The organism is Halostella limicola, assembly GCF_003675875.1.
Classification (GTDB): Archaea; Halobacteriota; Halobacteria; order Halobacteriales; family Natronoarchaeaceae; genus Halostella; species Halostella limicola.
Window position 1 is genome coordinate 321,216 of record NZ_RCDI01000001.1, and the last position, 26,089, is coordinate 347,304.

Below are 26,089 nucleotides of genomic sequence, written 5' to 3' on the forward strand. Positions count from 1 at the left end.
CGGCGGTTCGGGAAATACGCCGCGGTTGGGGCTGTCGACGCGTCGCCGCCGGCGGCCGCGGCGCCGGGCGAACGTTTCCCACCCGACCGATCGGAAACCAAACGGTTTTGCACGCACCGCTACCAGAGGCGGGTATGGATCCGCGCATCCGCGAACACGCGTCGCTCCTGGTCCACGAAGCACTCGAACTCGAAGAAGGCGACGACGTCGTCATCAAGGCGTCACCGGTCGCCCAGGACCTCGTCGTCGCCCTCCACGAGGTGATCGGCGACGTCGGGGCGAACCCAGTCGCCCAGTACACCAACCGGGGCGGCCGCGCCATCCGCTCGTACCTCCGCGCGCACGACGGCGACTTCGAGACGCCCGAGCACGAGCGAGCGCTCGTCGAGGCCGCCGACGCGCACATCCACATCCGCGCGGACGAGAACGTCACCGAGGCCAGCGACGTCGACCCCGAGCAGAACGCCGCCTGGCAGCAGGCCCACCGACCCATCCTCAACGAGCGCCTCACCGACAACTGGACGCTCACGCAGTACCCCGCGCCCGCCAACGCCCAGCTCGCGGAGATGAGCACCGAGGGCTACGAGAACTTCGTCTGGGACGCCGTCAACAAGGACTGGGACGAACAGCACGAGTTCCAGCAGCAGCTCGTGGAGATCCTCGACGGCGCCGACGAGGTCCGGATCGTCAGCGGCGACACGACGGACGTCCGGATGAGCGTCGCCGGCAACCACCCCATCAACGACACCTGCAGCAACAACGTCCCCGGCGGCGAGGTGTTCACCGCGCCGGTGCCCGACTCCGTCGAGGGCGAGGTGCTCTTCGACAAGCCCCTCTACCATCAGGGCCGCGAGGTGCTCGATGCCTACCTGAAGTTCGAGGACGGCGAGGTCGTCGACCACTCGGCCAGCAAGAACGAGGAGACCCTCACCGAGGTCCTCGACACCGACGAGGGAGCGCGCCGCCTCGGCGAACTCGGCATCGGGATGAACCGCGACATCGATCGGTTCACCTACAACATGCTGTTCGACGAGAAGATGGGCGACACCGTCCACATGGCCGTCGGCCGCGCGTACGACGCCAACGTCGGCGAGGATAACGAACAGAACCAGAGCGCGGTCCACGTGGACATGATCGTCGACATGAGCGAGGACTCCTACATCGAGGTCGACGGCGAAGTGATCCAGCGGGACGGCACCTTCCGGTTCGAGGACGGATTCGAGGGCTGAGACGACGATCTAACTGTCTCTCCCGATCAGAGGAATACCACGAAACCGCCTGCCGGTGATCGGTCTATCGATCCGAGCGAGTCGCCGCGAACCAATTTATAGACTGTTGACACCTCTCCGCGGCGTTTTCGCCACACATCGGATCAGTTAAGTGTATGGCCTGAAAGTTCGTGAAGTATGCCGAAGGTCGCCTGTCCGGACTGTGGCCGTAACATCGCCATGCACGAACTCGAAGCCCGGACCGTCGCCCAGACGTCGGGCTTCGCGACGAACTACCGCTGTCCGTTCTGTCGCGCCGACTTCGAGGACGTCGGCGACAACCTCGTCTGAGGGACCGAGTTTTTCCGGTTCGGCCTGCGCGTCGTGCACGCATCGCCAGCCATAGTTAGCGATTCCCGCCTCCCCCGTATCGCGGCATTTTCCGGCGGAGCGACCGCCGTATAGTGTCTATCGCGACGATTCCGACGCATAGAGCGGATTTTCGCGCTGGATTCTATCTGGATAGTATCCGTTAGTAACTATCGGCAACTTATCTCTAATTCATTATAAATAGGGAACTATTTATTATCGAAGTTGTCGATGAACGGAGTGCAATGTCAAACCATAACAGAAGATCGTTCCTCAAGGCGACGGGTAGCGTGGTCGGTGCCGCCGCGCTGGTCAGCGGTCCCGCCAGCGCCGGCGGAGGCAGTCGGGAAAACCGACGCTTCCTCATCGACCTGCGGGAGGTTTCCCGGAGCGAGGTGCCCGATGACGTCGAGATCGTCCACGACCTCGACGGCATTGACATCCTCGCGGCGCGCGGCGACCCGAACGCCGTACCCGGGTCGGCGTCGACGACGCCGGACGTATCGGTGTATCGCCACGACGCGACGCCCGAAGGAGGGCCAGTCGCGGAGCGGAACGTTAACTCCGAGGGGAGCAACGGCCCCGCCTGGGACAGCGGCGCGCCCACGAACACCGAACTCCAGTGGGACAAGCGGGTCCAGCGCGTCGACGACCTGACCGAACGCCCCGACGACCGCCGGGTCGTGCACGACACGACCACGGGCGAAGGGACCCGCGTCGCCGTCGTCGACACCGGCGTCTACGACGGCCACCCCGACCTCGCGGACGTGGTCAACGAGGAACTCTCGGAGAACTTCACGACCGACGACTACGACTGGCGGCCGAACGGCGCGGGCGACCACGGGACGCACGTCGCGGGCATCATCGCTGCGACGAACGCGAACGGCGAGGGCGTCCTCGGCACCGCGCCCGACACCGAGATCGTGTCCCACCGGGTGTTCTCCGGCGTGGAGGGGGCGACCGGCGACTCGCTCGCCGCGCTTTATACCGCCGCAGACAAGGGTTGCGACGTCGCAAATTTCAGCGTCGGGTACATTCACTACGATCCCGAGGAGTATCCCTATCTTCTCGAGATCAAGGAACTGTATGAGCGTCTCGCCGATTACGCTCACGAGAGAGGGATGACCATCGTCAACTCGACGGGTAACGACTCGATGAACATGTCCGAGGAGGGAGTCATGAGTATGCCGACCGAAGCCGAGGGCATCTTCGGCGTCTCCGCGACCGGCCCTATCGGCTACCTCTGGGACGACAAGCAGGACAGTCGCGAGGACAAGAGTCTGAAGACGCTGGATGACGGGACCGATTCCCCCGCGTTCTACACTAACTACGGGCACGGAGTTGACGTGAGTGCCGCCGGCGGCGACGCAGACTTGGAGGCGATCGAAGAGGGTGTCCCCGGTTGGTTCTATGACCTCGTGTTCTCTACTATCGTCCAGTACGACGATGACGGTAATCCCGTCCCCGGCTCCGGCTGGAAGGCCGGCACGTCGATGTCGGCCCCGCAGGTGACGGGCGCGTACGCGCTCGTCCGCTCCCTGCGGCCCGACGCCAGTCCCGAGGAGGTCGAAACCCTGATCCGGGAGACCGCGCGGGACGCACCGGGCGGCGAGCTGTACCACGGCGCGGGACACCTCGACCTGCGCCGGCTGGTGCGGCGGGCGCGGTAGCGGCGAACGGGCCCCGCTTCTACGGTCGAGAGAACGAGTCGGTGCGCGTCGTCCGCACCGCTCTCCGGGGTCGGTCCGGCATCGTGACCGGTAACTGGCCGTTTCCGGCGGTTGACCTCCGATTACCGTCGACACGGGCGACGCTCGAACTGATCGAAACGATCGATCTCACTTGATTTTTATCCTGGACCGCTCACAAATTTCCCCCTAGGTCGTACGAGGGCGCTCCTACCCGAATCATAACAAACTCCGCTCCGGCTAGTGTGTTGGTTGATGACGTACGACAAACTTCGATCCGGCGTCGCGCTCGTGATGACGCTGGTCCTGGTCGTCAGCGTCGTCCCGGCAGGGGCGATCGCTCAGGACGACGGACAGGAGGGCGACGGCGCGACGACGATCGACTCGTGTACGACGATCACGGAACCGGGCACGTACGAACTGGCCGGTGACCTGACGAACGCGACGGCGAACGCCACGATACTGGAGTTCGACGGGACGCGGGTCACCGCCTGCGTCGTCGTCGCCGCCGACGACGTAGTGCTGAACGGCGGCGGGAACGCTGTCGAAGGGTCCACCGGGGATCCGGTCGACACTGGCGTATCGATAGGGAGCGCGACGGCCGACGCGAACGTGACGAACGCGTCGGGCGACGCGAATCAGACGGCGGCGACCGGGCAGAACGAGACGTTCTCCCCCGACGTCGGCGTGGCCGTCCTGCCGCTCCACGACGCGCGCGCGAACCTGACGAACGTCACCGTGCGGAACGTCAGCAGCACCGGTTGGTTCGGCGGCGTGTTCGCGAGCAACGTGACGGGCTCGACGATAGCGGGCGTCGACGCGAGCGGGAACGCCGAATCCGGACTGATCCTCGAGAACGTCACCGACACGTCCGTGAGCGACGTGCGCGCGGACGACAACGCCGTCTTCGGCGTCATCGCGTTCAGCGCCGACGACAACGCGCTGTCTTCCGTCCGCGCGGCGGACAACGGGTTCGTCGGGTACTTCGTGGCCGAGAGCCACCGGACCCAGTTCCGGAACGTGACCGCGACGAACCAGTCCCTCGCCGGGATGGCGTTTTTCAACGCCACCGAGAACGTCGTGTCCGGCCTCGAAGTCCGGAACACGGCTGGCGACGACCCGATGCTCGGCCCCTCCGCCGGCCTGCTGTTCGAAAACGCTAGCGACAACTTCCTGACGGGCGTCGCGGCGTCCGACAACCGCAACTGGACCTACCACGCGGCGAACGGGTCGACGGACAACGTCGTCCTGAACCTCACTGCCGACGACCGGCAGCTGTCGTTCGTCGCCACCGACGTCGCCGTCCGCTTCGACCGGAACGCGACGGGAGGCGTCGGGACGCCGTTCGTAGCCGTCGACACCGGCGAGAACGCGTCGATCCTCGTCGACGTGAACTGGTCGTCGACGGGCGCGCCGACCGGCGCCGCCGAGAACGAGACGCTGGAGGCGGGCGACAACCTCACCGACGCCGAAGCGGCGAACGCCACGGGCGACGGGGCTGTAGAACCCGCGAACGCGACGGCCGGGAACGAGACGGCGACGTGACCGACGACGCGATCCGAGGTGTCCGTCGGCGGCCGGTGACGCCTCCGCGATATTCTTTCGGACGAGCCCGCTACGACGGCCGCCGCTTTCGGGCGGATCGAAAGAAGGAGTTCGCGGAAGAGCGGCTTTCGTGACGCGGACAGTCAGGATTCGTCGTCGCCGTCGACGAACCACTCGTCGACGTCGAGGAGGCTGTCCTCGTCGTCCTCGTTCACCGGGCTGACCTTGACGGTGACGAGTTCGGGGTTGTCGCCGAACGGCGTCCACTCCTTGTTCATCTGGAACAGCTGGGGCTGATCCTGGTCGTCGTGCGCGTCGGAGACGAACCCTCGGTCCCCGTCGAACGAACCGAGGTTCGCTTCCTCGGCGGCCCACAGCGGCACGACCTCGCCGGTGTTCTGCCACCGGATCATCCGGGTGTTGTAGTCGCTGAAGAAGCTGTCCTGGATATCGCCGTAGTTCGGCGTCCAACTCACGACACCGGACACGATAGCAAACTTCCCTTCCGGGTGGAAGTTGCTCGCCTGGATCAGCGCCTTCCAATCGTCGTCGAGGCCGCCGCTTCCGGCATCGTCGTCCTGCGCGCTGGCGGTGCCGGAGAGGGCCAGTCCCGTTCCGGCCGTCGTCACTGCGCTCTTTTTGATAAACGAACGCCGCGTCTCGTCGTCCGCTATCCGCTCAAGAAGGCTGTCGTCGGTCATAATCAGTTCACCCGCAGACCGTGGTTGCGCCGCCACGCTGAAAAGGAGAGAAGTCCGTTTCGTGAGAAACCGTCCCGTAAGTCACTCACCAGCACTCTTTCAGGAGTTAAACGACCCGTTTCGCCCCCCGCGATGAGCGGTCGTCGGCGACAAGTACAGGGTAGCTGACCCGTCCGCCGACTGGGGGCGATGGCCTAAGTAGTCGCGTCGATCGGGGGAACCGTCACAACTGTCGGAGGGGTGCGAGTACGTGGAAGTTTCGTACCACTCCCCCTGACACCGTTCGCGGTGGGAGGCGCGAGCTTCACCTCGCGACCGCTATAACTCCTCGTACGGCTGGACGACGACGAAGCCGCCCTCCCCCTCGAAGTTCATCTGGAACCGCTCGCCGGACTCCTGGCCGACCATGTCCGAGAGGTTCTTGTTGACCTCCACGTCCGGCGAGGTTCCGGTCCAGGCGACCGTCGCGCTCGGGTCCGTCGAGACCGGAGGATCGAGCACCAGTGGGTCGCCGTGAGTGGTGATCGCGACGTGGCCCGGCCCCTGGAGGTAGACGTTGGTGAGCCCACCGGCGAAGGACCCGGCGAGGCTGTCGATGGTGTCGATCTCGTAGTCGAGCCCCGACTCGAAGGCGAGGACGTCCTCGCCGTTGACCGTGATGGCGTCGTCGGCGCCCAGTTCGAGCACCTGTACCTTCTTCTGCCGGTCGGCGAGGTAGACGTGTCCGTCGCCCTCGACGGTCATCACGGGCGTGCCTTCGCCGGTCGCGGCCTCCTTGAGAAAGCCCGTGATGCCGCCCTCGGCCGACGCCCGGCCGGTGAACGAGAGATCGCCGGTGTAGGCGACCATTGACCCGGCTTTCGCCATCACGCTGCCGTCGACCTCGACGTCGAGCGTGTAGCTGTTCTCTAGTTGGAAGGTCTCGGCGCTGTCGGTGGGGACGTGTTCGGATCTGAAGCGTTCGATGTCCATGGTGTCACAGAGCCTCTGGAGGGCGGCTCTATTTATCCATCAACGAAGTGCGAAAAGAAACTGGTGGAATCGCGCCGAACGCGCGGTTCGAACGTCGGCGCGTCGGCCGCCGCGGGCGGAAACTCACCGCGTCGGTCCCGTTCGCTTCGGTCGCAGAGAACGGGCACGATGGGATTCGAACCTCCTGAACTTCGGTCGTTTCGCTCCCTCGTTCCGTGCCTCGAATCCCACAGCTACCGCTCCCTGCTCACTGTCGTTCGCAGCAGCGGGCACGATGGGATTCGAACCCACGACCGTCGGATTAGAAGTCCGACGCTCTATCCGGACTGAGCTACGTGCCCTCGGGTATTCCTCCGTCACAGGACTCAAAATAAGTTGGGTTTCGTACTCGTTGAGCGCTTCAAAGACCTTAAGCGCGCCACGCAAGTATCACGACCCAATGAGAGTCATCGGGACCGTCGGCCTGCCGGGCAGCGGCAAAGGCGAGGCCGCGGCCGTCGCCGAGGAACTGGGCGTCCCCGTCGTGACGATGGGCGACGTCATCCGCCGGGAGTGCCGGGACCGGGGGTTAGACCCCGCGACGCATCACGGGGAGATCGCGCAGGCGCTCCGCGAGGAGAACGGCCCGGACGCGATCGCGGAGCGGTCGCTCCCGGTCGTCGAGGACGCGCTGGAGGAGTCAGACACCGTGCTCGTCGACGGCCTCCGCTCGGGCATCGAGGTCGAGCGCTTCAAGGCGGCGTTCGGCGACGCGTTCACGCTGGTCAGCATCGAGGCCCCGTTCGAACTCCGCGCCGAGCGCGTCGACGACCGCGGGCGCGACAAGGGCGTCGACGAGGGCGGCGAGAGCCTCGAAGAGCGCGACGAGCGCGAACTCGGCTTCGGCATGGGCGAAGCAATGGACCGGGCCGACGCCGTCATCGAGAACACCGGTTCGCTGGCGGCGTTCCGGCGACGCGTCCGGACGCTGATCGCCGACGGCCCCGACGCGCTCACGGAGGAACCATGAGTACGGTGTACAGCGTCGACGTCCGGATCGTAGCGCCCGTCAAAGACACCGAGGTGACCGACCGGGTCGCCGACGCGGTGACGAACGTCTTCCCCGAGGCCGAGACGGAGTCCCGCCCCGGCGAGGTAGTCGCCACGGCGCACTCGATGGAGCACTTCTCCGAGCTGCTCCACCGCCAGGAGATACTCGACACCGCCCGCCGGGAGTTCTTCGACACCCTGCGCGGCGACACCTTCTCGTTCGCGCTGAAAAAGCAGGCGGCGTTTCAGGGCGTCATCAACTTCGCGGTCGGCAACCCCGACGAACTTGGCGACATCGAGGTCCGCGTGACCGTCACCCAGCCCACGCCCGAGGAGTTCGTCGACCACGTCGCCCCGCCGACGGAGGAGGGCGAGCCGATCACCGAAGACTTCGAGAAGTAGTCGGTAGCCCGGTCAGTAATCGCCCAGAACCCCGAGGCGGCGCGCCCGTCGCGTCGAGTACTGGAACACCGCGTAGCCGAGCGCGAGGTAGCCGACGGCGGTCCCGACCAGGATCCCCAGGTCGACGAGCGAGAACTCCCAGAGCCGGGTCCCGTCGATCATCGCCCGCTGGAGGAGCGCGCTCCCGTGAGCCAGCGGGAGCGCCCGCGTCCAGCCCAGGTCGAACGCGGGGGCGGAGATCAGCACGACGAAGCCGAACTGCAGGAGGTTCAGCCAGTTGCCGATCCGCTTGTACAGCACGGTGATGCCGCCGGCGGCGAAGCCGAGGCCGAGCACCGACGCGATGCTGAGCGCGGACACGGCGACGACGGTCAGGACGTTGATCCGGAGCGCGGTGTCGGTGATGAGGAGCATCGCCAGCAGGACGACCGCCGACGTGAGGAACGTCCGGACGACCTTCGCGACGCCCTTGAGGAGCGCGACCGGCGCGAACCCGAACGGCGTCATCACGTGTCGCTCCAGCGTGCCCCACTGGACCTCGCTGCCGATGTCGTTCGATATCGAGGAGTACGCGCCCACCGACAGCGTCCACAGGAAGTAGCCGACGATGATGCCCTCGATGGAGTCGGTGAGCGCCCGCCCGGCGATCATCCGGCCGCCGTAGAACAGCAGGCCGAAGAAGAACAGCGAGACGACGACGCCGCCGACGGCGTTGGCCGGATAGCGGACGAAGATCAGGAACTCGCGGTACAGCACGGCCGCCGCGAGGTCGAGATAGCCGGCCTCGCGGGGCGTAGACGCGTCCTCGCGGGGCGCGGATGCGACCCTGCGGTCGTCAGAACTCATCGGTCTCCCCGGTCGCCCGCGGTGAGTTCGACGAACACGTCCTCCATGTCCGGTTCGATGGTCACGACCCGATCGAGCGTCACCCCGCGCGTTCGCAGGAACGCCATCACCGCGTAGAGCCCCTCGCTGTCGGCCGTCACCTCGACGCGCGCGCCGGGATCGAGCTGTTCGACGCCGGTCACGTCGAACCGGTCGCGCAGCTCCGCGAGCAGCTCCCGGTCGAAGTCGCGGCTCGCGATCCGGACGCGGTGTGCGTCGTCGCCGCTCCGGAGCAGGGCGTCGACGGCGTCGTCGGCGACGATCCGGCCGTCCGCCATGACGATGACGCGGTCGCAGACCGTCTCGACGACGTCCATGTCGTGGCTGCTCAGCACGACGGTCAGCCCCTCCTCGGTCGCCAGGCGGCGGAGTTCCCGCTGGAGCGTCCGCGCGCTCTCGACGTCTAACCCGAGCGTCGGCTCGTCGAGAAACACCACGTCCGCGCCGCCGGCGAGCACGCTCGCGAGCGACACCTTCTGCTTCATCCCACGCGAGAGGTCGCGGACCGGGACGTCCGCCTTCTCCGCGAGTTCGAGGCGGTCGAGCAGGCGCTCCTGGCGGTCGGCCACCGAGTCCGGGTCGACGCCGCTGACCGTCGCGAAGTACCGGAGGTTCTCCCGGACGGTGAGCCGCCAGTAGTCGTTGCGCGCGCCCTCGAGCATGGCGTCGACGTGCGCGTACGCGGCGCGCGGGTCGTCCTGAGCGTCGACGCCGCTGATCCGGATCTCGCCCTCGTCCGGCAGCACCATCCCGAGAACGGATTTGATCAGGGTGGTCTTCCCCGCGCCGTTCGGTCCGAGGATCCCGACGACGGCCCCGGCCTCGATCTCGAAGGAGACTCCGTCGACCGCCGTCACTGCGTCGTCGCCGGTCCGGAACCGCTTGCGGAGCCCCTCGACGGCGACGGCGACCTCGGCCGCGCTCTCACGGTCCGCGTGGACGCCGCCAGCCGCTTCGTCCTCGCCGCCAGTCGCCATGTCATCGACGGCATCTACACCGCTCTCGCGGACGCCTGCACCGTTCTCGCCGATGCCCGCACCGCTCTCGCCCTCGTCGCAGGTGCGCGTCCGCTCCCGAGAACCGGCCGCGTCGGTGTCCCGAACCGACGCTGACGGGCTCTCGTCCTCGTCTGCGACCGACCCGCCGTCGTCTCGCGTAGTCATCGACGGCCCTAGGGGCGGGAAGCGGATAAACTACACCCGGTCGCGGCCGTGGCGTCGGGCGTCCAACTGTCCGGACGGGTGTGTGAACCGTGCGAAGCCGTACGGGAACCGCGTCGTTACCGACATCTGGCGGGAACCTTCGCTCGGGGAAGCGATCGCACCAAGAGACTTTTATCCCGCTGGTCGCGGACGTGTTGGTAGATGGATTCTCCATCGCCGTCCGAGGCCGAACTCGAAGCGCGGGTTCGCCAACAGGAGATCGTCGCAGAACTCGGCCAGCGGGCGCTGGAAGCCGAGCCGCTCGACGAGCTGCTGCGCGACGCGGCGGCGCTCGTCGCGGAGACGCTGAACGCGGAGTACTGCCGCGTCCTTGAACTGCTACCCGATGGGGAGGCGTTTCTCTTGCGTCAGGGCGCCGGCTGGCCGGCGGAGTCGGTCGGGGAGGCGACGGTGTCCGCAGAAGGAAACACGCAGGCGGGGTTCGCGCTCCGTTCGGAGGAACCGGTCGTCGTTGACGACCGCCGCGCCGAGGACCGCTTCGACGGCGACCACCTGCTGGCCGACAACGATGTCGGCAGCGGGATCAGCGTCCCCGTCGGTCCGGCCGACGAGCCGTGGGGGACGCTCGGCGTTTTCGCGACCGCCCGGCGGTCGTTCACCGAGCGCGACGTCACCTTCGTCCGGAGCGTCGCGAACGCCCTCGCGTCGGCCGCCGAGCGGGAGCGCGACGAGCGGCAACTCCGACAGATGGAGCGCCGGTACGAGGCCGTCTTCGAGGACCCGAACATCCTCGTCGGCCTGCTGGAGCCCGACGGGACGGTGCTCGACATCAACGGGACGGCGATGGAGTACATCGACGCCGACCTCGACGCGGTCACCGGGGAGGCGTTCTGGGAGACGCCGTGGTGGGGTGAGGGCGACGACGTGGCGGCGGACGTCAGGGAATGGACCATGCGTGCGGCCGCGGGCGAGTACGTCGAGTTCGAAGCCGACCTCACTCGCCCGGACGGCGAGCGGTACACACTCAACGGCGTCTTCCGCCCGGTCACCGACGACGACGGCGAGGTCGTCTCGATCCTCGTCTCGGACCGCGACGTCTCCGAGCGCAAGGAGCGAGAACGCGAGCTAGAGGAGTCCGAGCAGCGCTACCGGGCACTGATCGAGCACTTCCCCAACGGCGCTGTCGCGCTCGTCGACGAGGAACTCCGCTACCAGACCGTCGGCGGACACCCCCGCGACGTGGCGGACGTCACCGCCGAAGAGATAGAGGGGCGACCGGTGACCGAGAGCGTGCAGCCGAAACTGGCCGACGAGCTCGTCCCGCGCTATGAGGCCGCACTGGAGGGAGAGTCCGACGCGTTCGAGATCGACCTCGACGACCGGATCTACCAGTTTCAGGTCGTCCCCGTCCGGGACGAGGACGGTGAGGCCTTCGCCGCGTTGGGGATGTCACAGGACGTCACGGACCGGAAGCGAGCGGAGCGAAAACTACAGCGCAACAACGAGCAGTTGAAGACGCTGTTCGATGTCCTGCCGGTCGGCGTCATCGTCGCGGACGCCGACGGCCGGATCGTCGAGGCCAACGACACCGCCCACGAGATCTGGGGCGGGGACGTGTTCGACGCGGGGTCCGTCGACGAGTACGAGCGGTATCCCGTGCGACGGGCGGATTCAGGCAAACGAGTCGAACCGGCGGAGATGACGCTGGCGCGCGTCGTCGACGGCGAGGAGGTGACCGACCCCGACATCGTCGAGATCGAGGCCGCCGACGGCGAGCGTCGCATCGTCAGGGCCGAGGGGATGCCGGTCCGCGACGAGCGCGGTGAGGTGACCCGCGGGGTCATCACGCTGACCGACATCACCGAGCGTCGGGAGAGCCAGCGAGCCCTCGAAGAATCCGAACGCCGGTACCGTACGCTGGTCGAGAACTTCCCGAACGGCGCGGTGGGGCTGTTCAACGAGGACCTGGAGTACACCGCCGTCGGCGGGGAACTGCTGGACACCCTCGACGTGGATCCCGAGGACCGCATCGGGCACAGCATCCGCGAACTCCACCCCGAGGGCCTCCTCGACGAGATCGAACCGTACTTCCACGCCGCGCTCGCCGGCGAGACCAACGCCTTCGAGATCGAGTTCCGCGGCCGACACCTCTCGGCTCACACCCTGCCTATCAGGGACGCGGACGGCGAAGTCAGCGAGGGGATGCTTGTCGTTCAGGACGTCACCGAGCGCAAGGAGCGCGAGCGGGCGCTCGAAGAGAGCGAGGCGAAGTTCCGAATGCTCGCTGAGAACCTCGATGAGGTGGTCTGGATGTCCGACCCGGACACGCGGGAGATCCTCTACATCAACCCGGCGTACGAACGAGTCTTCGGGCGCGACAGAGACTCGGTGTACGAGAACCCGTTCTCGTTCCTCGAGGCAGTGCACCCGGACGACCGCGAGCGCGTCGAACGGGCGTACGATACCACCCCCGAGGAGGGGTTCGACGAGGAGTACCGCATCGTCACACCCGACGGCGAGACCCGGTGGCTCGACGTTCAAGCTGGCATCGTCCACAACGACCGGAAAACTCGCGTCGTCGGTATCGCCGAGGACATCACCGAACGGAAGGAGCGGGAGCGGGCCCTCGAAGAGTCCGAGCGACGCTACCGGACACTCGTGGAGGACTTCCCCAATGGCGCGGTGGCGCTGTTTGACGATGACCTGCAGTACACCGCTGTGGGCGGCCAGCTCCTAACGAGCGAGGGCATTGATCCGGACGACAGAATCGGCCGCAGCGTCCGCGAACTGTACCCGGACGAGCTCCTCGAAGAGGTCGAACCGAACTTCCGTGCCGCCCTTGCGGGTGAGTCGAATACGTTCGAGATAGAGTATCACGACCGGCATCTGTTCAGTCAGACCCTGCCAGTCCGGAACGCCGACGACGAAGTCTTCGCGGGCATGCTCGTCGTCCAGGACGTCACCGAGCGCCGGGAGTACGAGCGGAAACTCGAGGAGTCGAACGAGCGCCTCGAGCAGTTCGCCTACGCCGCCTCCCACGACCTGCAGGAACCGCTTCGGATGGTCTCCAGCTACCTCCAGTTGATCGAGGACCGGTACGCCGACGAACTGGAGGCGGACGGCCGGGAGTTCCTGGAATTCGCAGTCGACGGCGCGGACCGCATGCGCGACATGATCGAGGGGCTTCTGGAGTACTCCAGAGTGGACACCCGCGGGGACCCGTTCGAGCCGGTCGAACTCAACGACGTCCTCGCGGACGTCCGCGACGACCTCCAGGTGAAGATCGAGGAGTCCGACGCGGCGATCGCCGCAGACGACCTCCCCCGCGTCAACGGCGACGCGAGCCAACTCAATCAGGTGTTCCAGAACCTGCTCTCGAACGCCATCGAGTACAGCGGCGACGCGCCGCCGCGGATCCGCGTCGCCGCCGACCGCGCCGACGGCGGAAACGAGTGGGTGATCTCCGTCAGCGACGAGGGGATCGGGATCGACCCGGACGACGCCGACCGCGTCTTCGAGGTGTTCCAGAGCCTCCACGGCCCCGACGATTCCGGGACCGGCATCGGACTGGCGCTGGTCAAGCGCATCGTTGAGCGCCACGGCGGCGACGTCCGGGTCGAGTCCGAACCCGGCGAGGGCGCGACGTTCTCGTTCACGCTGCCGGACGCGGCCGACCGGGACGAGTAACCGGTCGGTCACCGCTGACCCGCTTCCGCCGCCCGACCGTCACTCCTCGTCGGTGATCGCGTAGTACGCCGAGCGGAGCGTCACCGGCGAGACGCCGGCGACCTCCGCGGCCTCGGTCTGGGTTAGCCCGCCGTCGCGCTCGCGGTCGGCGGCGTAGAGGCAGGCCGCGGCGACGCCGCTGGGGTCCCGGCCTCCGACGATGCCCTCGTCGGTCGCCCGCTCCGCGAACTCCGTCGCGCGGCGCTCGACGGCGCGCGAGCAGTCGAGTTCGCTGGCGAAGCGCGGCAGGTACTCGCGCGGGTCGATCGGCCCGGTCGGGAGGCCGAGTTCCCGGTTCAGCGCGTCGTAGGCCGCCTTGAGTTCGCTCTCGTCGGCGCGGGCGTCAGCGGTGACCTCGGCGAGCGTCCGCGACACCGTCTCGACCCGGCAGGTGGCGTAGACGGCGGCGGCAGCGAACCCCTCGACGGAGCGGCCGCGGAGGAGGTCCTCGTTCTGGGCCGACTCGAACAGCGTGCAGGCGCGGTCGCGGACGTTCTCGGGGAGTGATAGCGAGCTCACCAGCCGGCGGATCTCGGTGAAGCCGTACACCTGGTTACGGTCGGACTTCGAGGAGATGCGGGCGCGGTTGTGTTCGCGGCGCATCCGGGCGACCTGCCGACGCTTCCGGCCGGTCAGGCGCGTGTTCGACCCGGAGCCGTACCCGATCTCCGTGGAGAGGCCGCGGTCGTGTCTGGACCGGGTCAGCGGCGCGCCGGTGCGCTCGCGGTTCGTCCCGTCGTCGTCGAACGACCGCCACTCCGGCCCGCGGTCGATGCGGTCCTCGGCCACGACGAGACCGCACTCCGCGCAGACCGTCTCGTCGCCGCTCTCGTTCAGTCGTCCGTCGCACTCCGGACAGGCGGGGGAAGAGCGTGTCGTGCTCATCACAGTCGAAGCTTCGGCCCGACGGGATATTTAAACACGGACGAAACGCGGAACGAACGGCGCTTTCTCGACGTGGAGCGTACCGGTGACCGGTACGTTCCCCATCACAGACGAGTAGATTCCGCCCCAGTGATCGATGATTTTTAACGGATGGAGAGAGGAGAGTGGGGTATGACGCTGTCGGACATCGCCGCCGGTATCGAGGTCACCGCCGAGCAGCGCGACCCCGGCGTGGCGACGGTCGACGAGACCGACGCGGACCTGGCCGCGCGGCTGTCCGACCACGTCGACGAACTCCCCTGTGCCGCCGACGCGGCCGCAACGGTCGTCGAGGCGTACGCCGACGGCGCGAGCGTCGGCGCGGCCGGGCGGGCCGCCGGCCTCGCACCGATGACCGCGGCGAAGGCGCTCCACCGGCTCGGCGTGCAGGGGCTGTCCCCGCTCTCCCCGCGACAGCGCGAGGTCGTCAGGGACTGGCTGGCGGCGGAGCTCCCGCGGTCGGACGCGCTGGCGCTCGCCGGCGGATCCGAGACGGAGTTCGCGCTCGCGGCCTACGTCGAGACCCACGACCCCATCCCGGCGGCGGCCGACGCCGCCGAGGGGGTCCTCGCCGACGGCGGCCCCGCGGACGATCCGCTCGACGAGGCGATGAGCTCCGTCGACGACCTCCTATAGGGAGAGGAACTTCTCCTCGGGGAACTCCAGGTCCAGCGACACCTCGAACAGCGCCTCGGCGAGCGACGCCACGGCCGGCGCGAACTCGGGGTCCGGGTCGGCGCAGGCCGGGGCGTTCGCCGGACGGGTGACCTCGCTCTCTGGGACCGACACGTCGGCCGTCCCGACGGGGTCTTCCCCGCGGTTCGCGACGACCAGGTCCGCGCTGCTCCCCACGTCGGCGAGGCGGCCGCGGAGCCGCTGGAGCGCGTCGACGCCCCGGTGAGTCGCGGGGATCACCGCGCCGACGCGGTCCGCAGCGGTCACCGCGGTGACGGCGGGGTTGTCGGCGACCGGCGGCGCGTCGACGACGACGTGGTCGACCGCGTCGGCGGCGGTCCGGAGTTCGTCACCGAGGCGCTCCGCCGCGACGGCGGTTTTCGCCCGGGCGAGCGCCTCGAACGCGGCCCTGGCCGGACAGATGGCGAGTCGGCCCGGCCCGCCGTAGTCGAGGTCGATCAGCGCGTCGCCGACCGACGCGGTCTCGTCGGTCACGAGCGTCGTCACGTCGGGATCGATCCGGCCGTCGACGTAGTGCGAGAGCCCCTGCGTGTCGTACGCTGCGTCGACGACGGCGACGTTGCGGCCGTCCCGCGCGAGCGTCGCGGCGACTTCGATCGAGAGCCTGGTCGTCCCTGCCCCGCCAGTCGCGCCGACCAGCGTGGCCGTGTCAGTGGGCATGAGTTCATTTCATTCCTTCCCGAATAAAAAATACCGGTGTCGCCTCGACGCGGCGGTCGAAGAACGGCCGACCCGTCGCCGCGCTTACTCCGCGCCGTCCGCGATCCGGTCGGCGATATCGTCGAGTTCGTCGTCGGAGAGGTCGGGGCGACTGCCGGCGATGGCATGGATGGGGTTGCCGCCGTCGCCGTCGAACCGCGGGATGACGTGGCCGTGGACGTGGGGCACCTCCTGGCCGGCGGCCTCGCCGTTGTTGAACGCGACGTTCGAGCCGTCGGCGTCGACGGCGTCCTCGACGACCGGCGTGAGGTCGTGGAGCGCGTCGAAGACGGCGGCGGCCTCGCCGTCGGGCAGGTCGTTCAGCGTCTCGTAGTGGTCTCTCGGGATGACGAGCGTGTGCCCCGGCGCGAGCGGGTTGGCGTCGAGGAAGGCGATCACGTCGTCGTCCTCGTAGACGGTGCGGCTCGGGATGTCGCCCGCGACGATCTGACAGAAGATGCAGTCGTCCGTCATGTTCGGGGCGTCGACCGCTCGGACTAAGAAGGTTACCCGACGATCGCGTCGACGGCCTCGGCCACCGCGGCGACGTAGTCCTCTTTGCTGTCGTAGCCCAGACGGGCGGTCCACACGTCCTGGTAGGAGGGGTGCAGCAGCGGGAGCACGGGAACGCCCAGCGTCTCGCAGCGAACCGGGTCGAGGACGCCCTCGACGAAGCCGTCGAGGTCGCGGCCGTCGAACGCGAGCATCGTGCGGGTCGCGTGCTTGCCCGTCGCGAGGACGACCGCGGGGTCGACCTGCTCGACCTCCGTCTCGAGGTGCTCGCGGCAGTTCGCCCGCTCCTCGGCGGTCGGCTCGCGGTTCGAGCCGTCCTCGCCCTCGGGGAAGCACTTGACGGCGTTGGTGAAGTAGGCGTCGCCGGCGTAGCCCGCGTCCGCGACGAGGTCGCGCACGCGCCGGCCGGAGTGGCGGGTGGTGTAGGCTTTCCCGGTCCAGTTGCCGCCGCGCCAGCGGTCGGCACCGGGGTTCCCGAGGCCCGGCGCTTCGCCGACGACCATCACGGTCGCGTCGAGGGGGCCGGTCCCCCACGAGATCCGCTCGCGGCAGTCGACGAGCGCCGGACAGCGGCGGCAGTTCGGTTCGAGAACGTTGCGCGAGTCGGGGAACTCAGCCATCACTCCGTCAGCGGCATGACGACGCCGAACACGAGCGGGCTGAAGAGGGCGGTCAGGATTCCGAGTATCTCTAGGTCGTACAGCAGCGTGGCCTCCCAGGCGGGCAGCGTGTCGAGGAAGGCGTTTCCGGCGAACGACCCCGCCGCGCCGACCAGAAACATGGCGACGCCGGCGAGGAAGCCGAGTTTCGCGTAACGGGGGTAGTCGACGGTGTCGTAACGTCCCATAGTCGTCCGTCGCCGAAAAGCGGGAAAAGAATTGCGTCATGCGACGCAAGCGAAAGGGCCATAACGGCGGATGGCCTGAGAGCGACCATGCAGATACTCATCGAACTGCTCGCGTACGTGCTGGGCGCGAGCGCACTGACGGTGCTCGGCCTGCTGGCCGAGTACAGCGGCCTCCAGCATCTCACCGGCGGCGAACCGGTCCTCGGACTCTGGTTCGCCGGGTTCGGCGTCATCATGCTGTACGCCGGCGCGTACCTCCTCGGCTACGAGAAGGTGCTGAAGCGGTCGGTCGGCGCGTAACGCTCGTTCTCCCCTCCGGTCCTCAGTAACCCGCTACCTGTCGGTAACTACACGGGAGACGCTCCTAGACGACAGACAACCGACACCCGTACGAACGTAGTGTTACCGTAACAACAGTTACTTTTACTTCTTCCTTGGCTCCGGGCACAATGCCCGCAACACGGCGTGACGCCTTGAAAGCGCTCGGTGCAGCAGGGGTACTATCGACGGTCGCCGCGAGTCCCGCACTCGCCGGCGAACACACAGGGGATGACGACGACGACGGCGGCGACCGTCCGGCGGCGGACCAGGCGAAGGTCCGTGTCGCCCACGCGTCGCCGGACGCGCCGAACGTCGACGTGTACGTCGACGGGAACCTCGTGTTCGGCGACCTGGCCTACGGGCTCGTGACGAACTACGCGACGCTTGATCCGGGCACCTACCGGGTGAAGATCACGGCGGCGGGCGACGAGTCGACGGTCGCGTTCGAGGGCGACGTGCCGGTGGACGCGTCGTTCTACACGGTCGCCGCCGTCGGCGAACTGTCTCAGGACACGTTCGAACCGCTCGTCCTGCAGGACGGGAACCTCGCGCTCGCGCGCCTCGTCCACGCGTCGCCGGACGCGCCGGCGGTGGCCGTCGACGCGAGTCCGGTCGCCGCCGAGGACGGGGAGGACGACGAGAAGAAACACGACGACAAGGAGGACCTGACGCTCACCGTCTTCGACGACGTCGAGTTCAAGGAGGCGACCCGGTACGTCGCCGTCCCGCCGGGCGAGTACTCGCTCGCGGTCCGGCCCGCGGGTGACCCCCACGCCGACCCGGTCGCGACGTTCGAGGCGGAAGTCGAGGGCGGCCGTGCCTACACCGGGTACGCGATCGGCTACCTGAACCCCGACGACGCGGCGGCGGACGAGCCGTTCGACCTCCTCCTCACGGAGGACGGGGAGCCGACGATGTGTCCCGAGGACGACTCCGACGACGCGGACGACGATTCCGACGACTCGGACGACCACTGACTGGCCGTTCGATCGACTACCGTTTTTTGCGGAATCCGGACTACCGACCCCTCTGCTTCGTATGGAGGATGTAACATTTACGGGCGTAGCGGACAGCCGACCAGCGGCCGCGCTCGGCGGCGCGAACGAATGTGAGCGCGCCGAGCAATCGGGAGAGGGCAGGCGCTCGAAGCGTGTCGCCGCAGCCGCGGCGACCGCGCAAACTAGCGGCCTGGTGTCTTCGCGAACGGAGTGAGCGACGGCTCGGAGCGGCGAAGCCGCTCCGGTGGTCATTGAAAGGGCGCAGCAGTGGACGTCCTCAGAACGCGAAGCGTTCTGACGTACTCGGAAATCGCAAAGCGATTTCCGACCGCCAGTCCGCTGCAAGGGCTTTCTGTGGGACCGATTGGCCTTTAATAGTCGAGGAACACGTCTCGGGTATGAGCAGGTTCGCGGCGGTGGACGACCAGTACGATCCCGACGCGGTCGAGGACCGCGTGTTCGACTACTGGGACGAGGTCGACGCCTACGAGAAAGCGAAGCAGCACCGCGAGGGCGAGGAGCCGTTCTTCTTCGTCGACGGCCCGCCGTACACGTCGGGCGCGGCCCACATGGGTACCACGTGGAACAAGACGCTGAAGGACGCCTACATCCGCTACCTGCGGATGCAGGGGTACGACGTGACCGACCGGCCGGGCTACGACATGCACGGCCTCCCTATCGAGACGAAAGTCGAGGAGCGACTCGACTTCGAGAACAAGAAAGACATCGAGGAGTTCGGCGAGGAGAACTTCATCGAAGAGTGCAAGGCGTTCGCCGAGGAGCAACTCGAAGGCCTCCAGGAGGACTTCAAGTCCTTCGGCGTCTGGATGGACTGGGACGACCCGTACAAGACGGTCAACCCCGAGTACATGGAGGCCGCCTGGTGGGGGTTCAAGCGGGCTCACGAGCGCGGCCTGGTCGAGCAGGGCCAGCGCTCCATCTCGCAGTGCCCGCGCTGCGAGACCGCCATCGCGAACAACGAGGTCGAGTACGAGGACGTCGAGGACCCGTCGATCTACGTGAAGTTCCCGCTGCGCGAGCGGGAGGGGCACCTCGTCGTCTGGACGACGACGCCGTGGACGATCCCGGCGAACACCTTCGTCGCGGTCGACGGCGACGTGACGTACCAGGGCGTCCGCGCGACGAAGGACGGCGAAGAGGAGGTCCTCTACCTCGCCGAGGGCTGCGTGGAGGACGTGCTCCGCGAGGGGCGCTACGACGACTACGAGGTCGTCGAGGAGGTCTCCGGCGAGGAGATGGTCGGCTGGGAGTACGACCACCCGCTGGCCGACGAGGTGCCGGACCACCCGTCCGGCGAGGACGCGCTGCAGGTGTACACCGCCGACTACGTCGAGGTCGACCGCACCGGTCTCGTCCACTCCGCGCCCGGCCACGGTGAGGAGGACTTCGAGCGCGGCCGCGAGCTCGGGCTCGACATCTTCTGTCCCGTCGGCGGCGACGGCGTGTACGACGAGAGCGCCGGCGAGTACGCCGGCCAGTTCGTCAAGGAGGCCGACGAGGACATCATCGCCGACCTCCAGGAGAAGGGCCTGATGCTCGACGCCGGGACGACCCACCACAGCTACGGCCACTGCTGGCGCTGCGACACGGGCATCATCCAGATCGTCACGGACCAGTGGTTCATCACGATCACCGACATCAAGGACGAGCTGCTGGAGAACATCGAGGACAGCGAGTGGCACCCGCAGTGGGCGCGGGACAACCGCTTCCGGGACTTCGTCGAGGACGCGCCGGACTGGAACGTCTCGCGCCAGCGCTACTGGGGCATCCCGATCCCCATCTGGACACCCGAAGACTGGGACAGTTCGATGGATGACGTGGTCGTCGTCGGCGACCGCGAGGAGCTCGCCGAGCGCGCCGACCAGGACGTCGACCCCGAGGACGTCGACCTCCACAAGGGCACCGTCGACGACCTCACCATCACCGAGGACGGGACGACGTACACCCGCGTCGGCGACGTGTTCGACGTGTGGCTGGACTCCTCCGTGGCGACGTGGGGCACCCTCGACTACCCCGCAGAGGAGGAGGCGTTCGAAGAGCTGTGGCCCGCCGACCTCATCATGGAGGCCCACGACCAGACCCGCGGCTGGTTCTGGTCGCAGCTCGGCATGGCGACGGCCGCGATGGGCGAGATCCCGTACGAGGAGGTACTGATGCACGGCTACGCCAACATGCCCGACGGCCGCGGCATGTCCAAGTCGAAGGGGATCACGGTCGAGCCCGGCGAGGTCATCGAGGAGCACGGCGCGGACCCGATGCGCATGTTCCTGCTGTCGGTCAACCCGCAGGGCGACGACATGCGCTTCTCGTGGGACGAGACCGAGAACATGCAGCGGGACCTCAACATCCTCTGGAACGTGTTCCGGTTCCCGCTGCCGTACATGCGCCTCGACGGCTTCGACCCCGCGGAGACCACGCTGGAGGACGTGGACGACGACCTCGAACTCGTCGACGAGTGGGTGCTCGCCCGCCTGCAGTCGGTCGTCGAGGAGATGACCGAGCACTGGGAGGACTACCGTCAGGACAGGGCGATCGACGTCCTGCTCGACTTCGTCGTCGAGGACGTCTCGCGGTTCTACATCCAGGTCGTCCGCGAGCGCATGTGGGAGGAGGCCGACAGCGGCTCGAAGCGGGCCGCGTACGCCACCTTCTACGAGGTGCTGACGACGGTCGTCGCGCTGCTCGCGCCGTACGCGCCCTTCGCCGCCGAGGAGATCTACGGCGCGCTCACCGGCGACGAGGGCCACGACACCGTCCACATGTGCGACTGGCCCGCGGCCGACGAGTACTGGCAGGACGAGCAGCTAGAGACCGACGTCGCGTACCTCCGCGGCGTCGAGGAGGCCGGCTCGAACGCCCGCCAGCAGGCCGAGCGGAAGCTGCGCTGGCCGGTCCAGCGCGTCGTCGTCGCCGCTGACGACGACCGCCTCACGGAGGCGGTCGAGCGCCACCGCGACCTGCTCGCCGACCGCCTCAACGCCCGCACGATCGAACTCGTCGGCGCCGACGAGGAGTGGGGCGAACTGGAGTACAGCGCCCGCGCCGACATGAGCGAGCTCGGCCCCGCCTTCGGCGACCGCGCCGGCGAGGTGATGACCGCGCTGAACGAGGCCCGCGTCGACGAGCCGTCGCTCGACGCGCTCGAAGCCGCCGTCGGCGACGTGCTGGACGGCGAGGAGCTCACCGACGAGATGGTCGAGTTCGTCACGGAGACGCCTGAGGGCGTCACCGGCACCGCGGTCGAGGACGAGGGCGACGAGCGCGGCGTCGTCTACGTCGACACGACGCTCACCGAGGACATCGAGAGCGAGGGGTACGCCCGCGAGGTGATCCGCCGCGTTCAGGAGATGCGCAAGGACCTCGAACTCGACATCGAGGAGCGCATCCGCCTCGACTTCGAGGTCGACGACGACCGCGTGGCCGACCTCGTCGAGCGCCACACCGACCTCATCGCCGAGGAGGTCCGCGCCGACGAACTCGGGGCGGTCGAGGACGGCCACCGCAAGGAGTGGGACGTGGAGGGCGTGGAGATGGAGATAGCGATCGAGCCGCTGGCGGCGGCGGAAGCGTCGGACTGATCGGCCAGCCGATCTTTTTGTCGGGCCGTCGTTTTCTCACCGCACGCTGATCTCACCGTCCGGTACCGGCGGTTATCGAGCGCGGGAACGAAAACGGAGAACGGAAAAACCGTAAGAGGAGATAGCGGCGTCGCGGCTTACTCGGACTCGCGCCGGACGGGCGAGGCGTCGGAGCCGTCCTCGGCCGCGTCGTCGGTGGCGTCTCCGCCGGACTCGTCGAACAGCCCGTCGTCGGTCTCGTCGGTCGACGACTGTGCCGCGCCGTCGGTCCCGTCGGGCGTCTGTTCGCCGGTGTCGAACTGGTCCAGTACCTGACTGAGGCGGGACGCCTTGCCGGCGAGGTCGCTCGCGGACTGGCTCACCTCGGTCAGCGCGGAGGTCTGCTCCTCGGCGGCCGCGGCGACGTTCTCGGCCTCCGCGGTCGTCTCCTCGCTGATGGTCGCGGCTTCGTCGACCATCGCGACGACCTGCTGGGTCGAGGCGGCCTGCTGCTCGGTCGCCGCGCTGATGTCCTGCACGCCCGTGTTGGTCTCCTGGGCGTAGCCGGCGATCTCTTCGAGCGCCTCGATCGCGTGCTCGACGGACTCGCGGTGGTCGTCGATGTGTGCGCTGGTGTTTTGCACCTCCTTGGCGGTGCGTTCGGTCTGGGACTGGATGCGCTCGATGCGCTCCTCGATCTCCTCGGCGGCCTCTTTCGTCTCCGCGGCGAGTTCCTTGACCTCGCCCGCGACGACGGAGAAGCCCTTGCCGTCGTCGCCGGTGGAGGTCCGCGAGGCCTCGATGTTCGCGTTCAGCGCGAGCATGTTCGTCTGCTCCGCGACCTCGGTGATGAACTCGATCACTTCCCCGATCTGCTCCACCTCGTCCTCGAGCGCCTCGATCTCGTCGACGGCCTCCTCGGACTCGGCCTCGATGCGGTCGAGGCCCTCGATGGCCTCGGTGGCGGCCTCGCGGCCTTCCTTGCCGGTGCGGGCCGTCCGCTCGGCGATCTCGGCGACCTCGTTCGACGAGGAGGCGATCTCCTCGATGGTCGTCGAGAGGCCGGACATCTCGGAAGAGACGGACTGAAGGGACTCGTTCTGTCGCTCGGAGCCGTCGGAGATCTCCTGGATGGACTCGCTGACCTGCTCGGAGGCGGAGCGGACCTCCTCGGAGCTGACGGTGACCTCCTCGCTGGAGGCCGCGACGACGGTCGCGAACTGCTTGACGCGGTCGAGTGTCTCCTCGATCGTCTCCATCATGGCGTTGAACTCCCGGGCAATCTCCGACATCGCCTCGTTCTCGCTCTCGTGGTCCATCCGCCCGGTGAGGTCGCCGGTCGCGCACCGCTGCATCACGTCGGCGTACTCGTCGGCCTTCGTCTCCAGGTGCTGGTTGATGCGGTCGGTGCGCCGGCGGGCCGCCTCGGCCTCCTCGCGCGCCTGTTCGGACTCGCGGATCTGGTTCCGGAGCGCCCCGCGCATGCTGTCGAAGGACGCGTAGAGGCGGCCGATCTCGTCTTTCCGGTGGCTGCGGAGGTCGACGTCGAGGTCGCCCTCCTCCATCCGCCCCGCCTGCTCGCGCAGGTCGGCCAGCGGCCCGACCGTCTGCCGGCCGAGCACGACGCCGACGAAGCCGAGCGTCAGCAGCGCGGAGCCGATGATGAGCAGGACGCTCCGCCCGACGTTCTGCTGGACGGCGAAGGCGTGGTCCTTGTCGACGGTGCGGATCGTGACCCAGTTGGTCGCGCCCACCTCGGCGTACGCGTGCACCTCGTCGGCCGACTGCTGGAACGTCGTGTTGCCGGTGGAGCGGGTCTCTGCGAGGTTGTCGCCGTGGAGCGACGAGTTGATCGCGTCGTCGATCACCATCACGGTCTCGCCGTCCTCGTTGACGATCCGGGTCGAGTGGTGCTCGTCGTCCTTCTGGATGTCGTCGAGGTGGGTCTGGATGCGCGCCACGACGACCACGTACTTGCCCTCCTGGTCCGGCACGGAGCTCGCGAAGGCGATAACGGGCTCGTTGTCGAGCACCGGCGAGCGGTACGAGCGCGAGGACATCCACACTTCGTCGTTCTCGCCGGCGCCCGACGGCGGGTTCGCGGTCGCCCACGGCACCGCTTCGAGGGTGTCCGTCTCGAAGCCTTCCATCGGGAACTCGGTGCTGGCCTCGACGACGCCCTCGTTGCTGTCGACGAGGTGGATGCTGAGCACGTCGTCGCTCATCCTGTCGCGCTGCGTCACCAGGTACTGAGCCGGCTGGTCGTTCTCCCGGAGCGACTCGCCGGCCGAGACGGTGCGGGTCTGGAGCTGCATCTTCTCGACCCACTCGCCGAGGGAGTTGGCCCGGAGCTCGCTGGTCTCTTCGAGGTTGTCCTGAGTGCTGGTCTGGACGGCGTCCTGAGCCTGGACGAAGCCGAACCCGCCGACCATCGAGATGACGATCACGACGGCCAGGATCGAGACGACGAACTTGGCCGCGTACCGCCGCTGGATGAACGACGGCACGAGGAGGTTCGCGACCTTCCCGGGGAGGCTCCGCGACAGCTCCTCGTCGCGCCCGGCGTCGGTGTCGATCGATTCTACGTCGGTGTCGGTGTCTTGATTCGCGTCAGGCATGGGTTATGGTTCGAACGGCACCTCGACGTCGCCGTCGACGATCGCGGTTCTGTCCGCCTCGATGTCCTCCTTCAGTTCGTCGGGGATCGCCGGCCCGAGTTCGGAGCCGTACACGACGGCGACGCCGTCGTCGTCGAGGCCGAGCGGGACGACCGACCCGCCCCCGAACTCGCCGTCGACGACGGTCCCGATGGCGTCGTAAACCGCCGTGTCGATCCGCTTCGTCATGCTCGCGAGGATGACGTCGGAGTAGCGGGGGTTGCTCCGGGACTGGTCGGAGTCGACGCCGAGCGCGAACCGCTCGCGGTCCTGGGCGGCCTGGAAGACGCCGAGACCGGTCCCGCCGGCCGCGTGGTAGACGATGTCGGCCCCCTCGTCGTACATCCCTTCGGCGGCTGCGCGGCCGCCTTCCACGTCGCCGAAGCTGCCGACGTACTCCGTGAGCACCTCGACGTCCGGGTTCGCGTGTTCGACGCCCGCCGCGAACCCGGCTTCGAACTTCTGGACCAGCGGCACCTCGACGCCGCCGACGAAGCCGACCGTCAGGTCGTCGGGCCGGGTGGAGCCCTGCCCGGCGCTGAACTCAGTCGTCGTCAGCTGGCCCGCGAGCGATCCGACGAGGAACGACCCCTGGTGCTCCTGGAACACGTAGCTCGCGACGTTGTCCTCCTCCACCACGGCGTCGAAGAGCACGAACTTCTGGTCCGGGTGGTTCGGCGCGGTCGTCTCCAGCGCGGCGGTCTGGTCGAAGCCGATGCAACAGACCAGGTCGTACTCCGGGTCCGAGGACTCGGCGAACTCCCGCTGGAGCGCCTCCATCTCGTCGGCTGTCTCCGGCTCCCGGTAGTCGAACGAGACGTCCCGCTCCAGGCGGCTGCGCTGGACGCCCCGGTGGGCCATGTCGTTGAACGACTTGTCGTCGAGGCCCGCCGTCGCGTACACCATCCCGACGTGGGTGCCGGCGGTGGTCTCCGCGGGGTCGTCGCTGCGGCCGTCGTCGCGGCCGTCGTCGCCGTCCGAACTCCCGAGTAGTGCCTCCTCTACCGCCGTGCAACCCGCGACGGCGGCGGTGCCGATACCGGCGAGACCGCCCAGTAGGCGGCGTCGCCGTAGCGCTACCTGCTCCTCTTCCATGACGCACCTTCTGCAATCACTTAACTTATAAATGTCGGCATACGAGTCATAATTCTACGATAAATACGGAACC

General features: G+C 67.8%; 22 protein-coding genes and 1 tRNA gene. 11 read left to right on the top strand and 12 right to left on the bottom strand.

The annotated features are described in order from the left end of the window. Positions 1-134: 134 nt before the first annotated feature. The 4 genes from D8670_RS02780 to D8670_RS02790 all read left to right on the top strand — a co-directional run bounded on the left by D8670_RS02780 (position 135) and on the right by D8670_RS02790 (position 4,810). Positions 135-1,229: an aminopeptidase gene (locus tag D8670_RS02780; protein ID WP_121816581.1), complete on the top strand. Its 1,095-nt coding sequence runs from the start codon at positions 135-137 to the stop codon at positions 1,227-1,229. A 177-nt stretch (positions 1,230-1,406) separates the two neighbouring features. Beyond that, positions 1,407-1,559, top strand: a complete 153-nt coding sequence (locus D8670_RS20585; RefSeq protein WP_162994112.1) for a hypothetical protein — start codon at positions 1,407-1,409, stop codon at positions 1,557-1,559. A gap of 263 nt (positions 1,560-1,822) precedes the next feature. Then, positions 1,823-3,247: a S8 family serine peptidase gene (locus tag D8670_RS02785; RefSeq protein WP_121816582.1), complete on the top strand. Its 1,425-nt coding sequence runs from the start codon at positions 1,823-1,825 to the stop codon at positions 3,245-3,247. Positions 3,248-3,520: 273 nt separating this feature from the next. Then, positions 3,521-4,810: a right-handed parallel beta-helix repeat-containing protein gene (locus D8670_RS02790; RefSeq protein WP_121816583.1), complete on the top strand. Its 1,290-nt coding sequence runs from the start codon at positions 3,521-3,523 to the stop codon at positions 4,808-4,810. A 143-nt stretch (positions 4,811-4,953) separates the two neighbouring features. On the opposite strand, the gene D8670_RS02795 is transcribed toward D8670_RS02790, so the two are convergent. From D8670_RS02795 to D8670_RS02805, 3 genes are all read right to left on the bottom strand, one after another. Then, positions 4,954-5,511, bottom strand: coding sequence for a twin-arginine translocation signal domain-containing protein (locus D8670_RS02795; protein ID WP_121816584.1), 558 nt, complete (start codon positions 5,509-5,511; stop codon positions 4,954-4,956). Positions 5,512-5,829: 318 nt separating this feature from the next. After that, a complete protein-coding gene (locus D8670_RS02800) occupies positions 5,830-6,483 on the bottom strand; it encodes an AIM24 family protein (RefSeq protein WP_121816585.1) in 654 nt (217 codons plus the stop codon). A gap of 266 nt (positions 6,484-6,749) precedes the next feature. Next, positions 6,750-6,824, bottom strand: a tRNA-Arg gene (locus tag D8670_RS02805). A gap of 98 nt (positions 6,825-6,922) precedes the next feature. On the opposite strand from D8670_RS02805, the gene D8670_RS02810 reads away from it, so the two are divergent. Further along, complete coding sequence (locus D8670_RS02810; RefSeq protein ID WP_121816586.1) at positions 6,923-7,492, top strand: AAA family ATPase; 570 nt, start codon at positions 6,923-6,925, stop codon at positions 7,490-7,492. Then, positions 7,489-7,914, top strand: coding sequence for an RNA-binding domain-containing protein (locus tag D8670_RS02815; protein ID WP_121816587.1), 426 nt, complete (start codon positions 7,489-7,491; stop codon positions 7,912-7,914). Before D8670_RS02810 ends, D8670_RS02815 begins: the two co-directional genes overlap by 4 nt. A 12-nt stretch (positions 7,915-7,926) precedes the next feature. Here D8670_RS02815 and D8670_RS02820 read toward each other — a convergent pair whose 3' ends face one another. Further along, positions 7,927-8,760 carry an ABC transporter permease gene (locus D8670_RS02820; RefSeq protein WP_121816588.1) on the bottom strand — a complete coding sequence of 278 codons (834 nt, stop codon included), beginning with the start codon at positions 8,758-8,760 and terminating at the stop codon, positions 7,927-7,929. Next, positions 8,757-9,962: an ABC transporter ATP-binding protein gene (locus tag D8670_RS02825; protein ID WP_233752179.1), complete on the bottom strand. Its 1,206-nt coding sequence runs from the start codon at positions 9,960-9,962 to the stop codon at positions 8,757-8,759. The genes D8670_RS02820 and D8670_RS02825 overlap by 4 nt, the downstream gene beginning before the upstream one ends. A gap of 201 nt (positions 9,963-10,163) precedes the next feature. On the opposite strand from D8670_RS02825, the gene D8670_RS02830 reads away from it, so the two are divergent. After that, complete coding sequence (locus tag D8670_RS02830) at positions 10,164-13,649, top strand: PAS domain-containing protein (RefSeq protein ID WP_121816589.1); 3,486 nt, start codon at positions 10,164-10,166, stop codon at positions 13,647-13,649. Between the two features lie 39 nt (positions 13,650-13,688). Here the strand turns inward: D8670_RS02830 and D8670_RS02835 are convergent, their stop codons facing one another. Then, the gene (locus D8670_RS02835) at positions 13,689-14,573 is read right to left on the bottom strand and encodes a transcription initiation factor IIB (protein WP_121816590.1); all 885 of its coding nucleotides are present in this window, start codon (positions 14,571-14,573) and stop codon (positions 13,689-13,691) included. Between the two features lie 171 nt (positions 14,574-14,744). On the opposite strand from D8670_RS02835, the gene D8670_RS02840 reads away from it, so the two are divergent. After that, positions 14,745-15,248 (top strand): DUF7858 family protein, encoded by a 504-nt coding sequence (locus D8670_RS02840; protein WP_121816591.1) that lies wholly within the window; start codon positions 14,745-14,747, stop codon positions 15,246-15,248. Here the strand turns inward: D8670_RS02840 and D8670_RS02845 are convergent. The 4 genes from D8670_RS02845 to D8670_RS02860 all read right to left on the bottom strand — a co-directional run bounded on the left by D8670_RS02845 (position 15,243) and on the right by D8670_RS02860 (position 17,367). After that, positions 15,243-15,968 (bottom strand): ParA family protein, encoded by a 726-nt coding sequence (locus tag D8670_RS02845; protein WP_121816592.1) that lies wholly within the window; start codon positions 15,966-15,968, stop codon positions 15,243-15,245. The genes D8670_RS02840 and D8670_RS02845 overlap by 6 nt on opposite strands. 84 nt (positions 15,969-16,052) lie before the next feature. Further along, on the bottom strand, positions 16,053-16,481 hold the full coding sequence (locus D8670_RS02850) for an HIT family protein (protein ID WP_121816593.1): 429 nt from the start codon (positions 16,479-16,481) through the stop codon (positions 16,053-16,055). Positions 16,482-16,513: 32 nt separating this feature from the next. Further along, on the bottom strand, positions 16,514-17,140 hold the full coding sequence (locus tag D8670_RS02855) for a uracil-DNA glycosylase (RefSeq protein WP_121816594.1): 627 nt from the start codon (positions 17,138-17,140) through the stop codon (positions 16,514-16,516). After that, positions 17,140-17,367: a DUF7860 family protein gene (locus D8670_RS02860; protein WP_121816595.1), complete on the bottom strand. Its 228-nt coding sequence runs from the start codon at positions 17,365-17,367 to the stop codon at positions 17,140-17,142. Before D8670_RS02860 ends, D8670_RS02855 begins: the two co-directional genes overlap by 1 nt. 87 nt (positions 17,368-17,454) lie before the next feature. Between D8670_RS02860 and D8670_RS02865 the strand changes: the two genes are divergently transcribed. The 3 genes from D8670_RS02865 to ileS all read left to right on the top strand — a co-directional run bounded on the left by D8670_RS02865 (position 17,455) and on the right by ileS (position 22,285). Next, the gene (locus tag D8670_RS02865) at positions 17,455-17,667 is read left to right on the top strand and encodes a DUF8151 family protein (protein WP_121816596.1); all 213 of its coding nucleotides are present in this window, start codon (positions 17,455-17,457) and stop codon (positions 17,665-17,667) included. 149 nt (positions 17,668-17,816) lie between these two features. Continuing rightward, positions 17,817-18,665: a DUF4397 domain-containing protein gene (locus D8670_RS02870; protein WP_121816597.1), complete on the top strand. Its 849-nt coding sequence runs from the start codon at positions 17,817-17,819 to the stop codon at positions 18,663-18,665. Positions 18,666-19,084: 419 nt separating this feature from the next. After that, complete coding sequence (ileS, locus tag D8670_RS02875) at positions 19,085-22,285, top strand: isoleucine--tRNA ligase (protein ID WP_121816598.1); 3,201 nt, start codon at positions 19,085-19,087, stop codon at positions 22,283-22,285. 137 nt (positions 22,286-22,422) lie between these two features. On the opposite strand, the gene D8670_RS02880 is transcribed toward ileS, so the two are convergent. Continuing rightward, entirely contained in the window at positions 22,423-24,882 is a 2,460-nt protein-coding gene (locus D8670_RS02880) for a methyl-accepting chemotaxis protein (protein ID WP_121816599.1), read from the bottom strand. 3 nt (positions 24,883-24,885) lie between these two features. Continuing rightward, a complete protein-coding gene (locus tag D8670_RS02885) occupies positions 24,886-26,016 on the bottom strand; it encodes a BMP family lipoprotein (protein ID WP_121816600.1) in 1,131 nt (376 codons plus the stop codon). Positions 26,017-26,089 lie beyond the last annotated feature (73 nt).

What these genes read in the sequence shown, in the direction of transcription:
- D8670_RS02780 (WP_121816581.1), top strand. Translation starts at nt 135, where the DNA reads ATGGATCCGCGCATCCGCGAACACGCGTCGCTCCTGGTCCACGAAGCA.
- D8670_RS20585 (WP_162994112.1), top strand. Translation starts at nt 1,407, where the DNA reads ATGCCGAAGGTCGCCTGTCCGGACTGTGGCCGTAACATCGCCATGCAC.
- D8670_RS02785 (WP_121816582.1), top strand. Translation starts at nt 1,823, where the DNA reads ATGTCAAACCATAACAGAAGATCGTTCCTCAAGGCGACGGGTAGCGTG.
- D8670_RS02790 (WP_121816583.1), top strand. Translation starts at nt 3,521, where the DNA reads ATGACGTACGACAAACTTCGATCCGGCGTCGCGCTCGTGATGACGCTG.
- D8670_RS02795 (WP_121816584.1), bottom strand. Translation starts at nt 5,511, where the DNA reads ATGACCGACGACAGCCTTCTTGAGCGGATAGCGGACGACGAGACGCGG.
- D8670_RS02800 (WP_121816585.1), bottom strand. Translation starts at nt 6,483, where the DNA reads ATGGACATCGAACGCTTCAGATCCGAACACGTCCCCACCGACAGCGCC.
- D8670_RS02810 (WP_121816586.1), top strand. Translation starts at nt 6,923, where the DNA reads ATGAGAGTCATCGGGACCGTCGGCCTGCCGGGCAGCGGCAAAGGCGAG.
- D8670_RS02815 (WP_121816587.1), top strand. Translation starts at nt 7,489, where the DNA reads ATGAGTACGGTGTACAGCGTCGACGTCCGGATCGTAGCGCCCGTCAAA.
- D8670_RS02820 (WP_121816588.1), bottom strand. Translation starts at nt 8,760, where the DNA reads ATGAGTTCTGACGACCGCAGGGTCGCATCCGCGCCCCGCGAGGACGCG.
- D8670_RS02825 (WP_233752179.1), bottom strand. Translation starts at nt 9,962, where the DNA reads ATGACTACGCGAGACGACGGCGGGTCGGTCGCAGACGAGGACGAGAGC.
- D8670_RS02830 (WP_121816589.1), top strand. Translation starts at nt 10,164, where the DNA reads ATGGATTCTCCATCGCCGTCCGAGGCCGAACTCGAAGCGCGGGTTCGC.
- D8670_RS02835 (WP_121816590.1), bottom strand. Translation starts at nt 14,573, where the DNA reads ATGAGCACGACACGCTCTTCCCCCGCCTGTCCGGAGTGCGACGGACGA.
- D8670_RS02840 (WP_121816591.1), top strand. Translation starts at nt 14,745, where the DNA reads ATGACGCTGTCGGACATCGCCGCCGGTATCGAGGTCACCGCCGAGCAG.
- D8670_RS02845 (WP_121816592.1), bottom strand. Translation starts at nt 15,968, where the DNA reads ATGCCCACTGACACGGCCACGCTGGTCGGCGCGACTGGCGGGGCAGGG.
- D8670_RS02850 (WP_121816593.1), bottom strand. Translation starts at nt 16,481, where the DNA reads ATGACGGACGACTGCATCTTCTGTCAGATCGTCGCGGGCGACATCCCG.
- D8670_RS02855 (WP_121816594.1), bottom strand. Translation starts at nt 17,140, where the DNA reads ATGGCTGAGTTCCCCGACTCGCGCAACGTTCTCGAACCGAACTGCCGC.
- D8670_RS02860 (WP_121816595.1), bottom strand. Translation starts at nt 17,367, where the DNA reads ATGGGACGTTACGACACCGTCGACTACCCCCGTTACGCGAAACTCGGC.
- D8670_RS02865 (WP_121816596.1), top strand. Translation starts at nt 17,455, where the DNA reads ATGCAGATACTCATCGAACTGCTCGCGTACGTGCTGGGCGCGAGCGCA.
- D8670_RS02870 (WP_121816597.1), top strand. Translation starts at nt 17,817, where the DNA reads ATGCCCGCAACACGGCGTGACGCCTTGAAAGCGCTCGGTGCAGCAGGG.
- ileS (WP_121816598.1), top strand. Translation starts at nt 19,085, where the DNA reads ATGAGCAGGTTCGCGGCGGTGGACGACCAGTACGATCCCGACGCGGTC.
- D8670_RS02880 (WP_121816599.1), bottom strand. Translation starts at nt 24,882, where the DNA reads ATGCCTGACGCGAATCAAGACACCGACACCGACGTAGAATCGATCGAC.
- D8670_RS02885 (WP_121816600.1), bottom strand. Translation starts at nt 26,016, where the DNA reads ATGGAAGAGGAGCAGGTAGCGCTACGGCGACGCCGCCTACTGGGCGGT.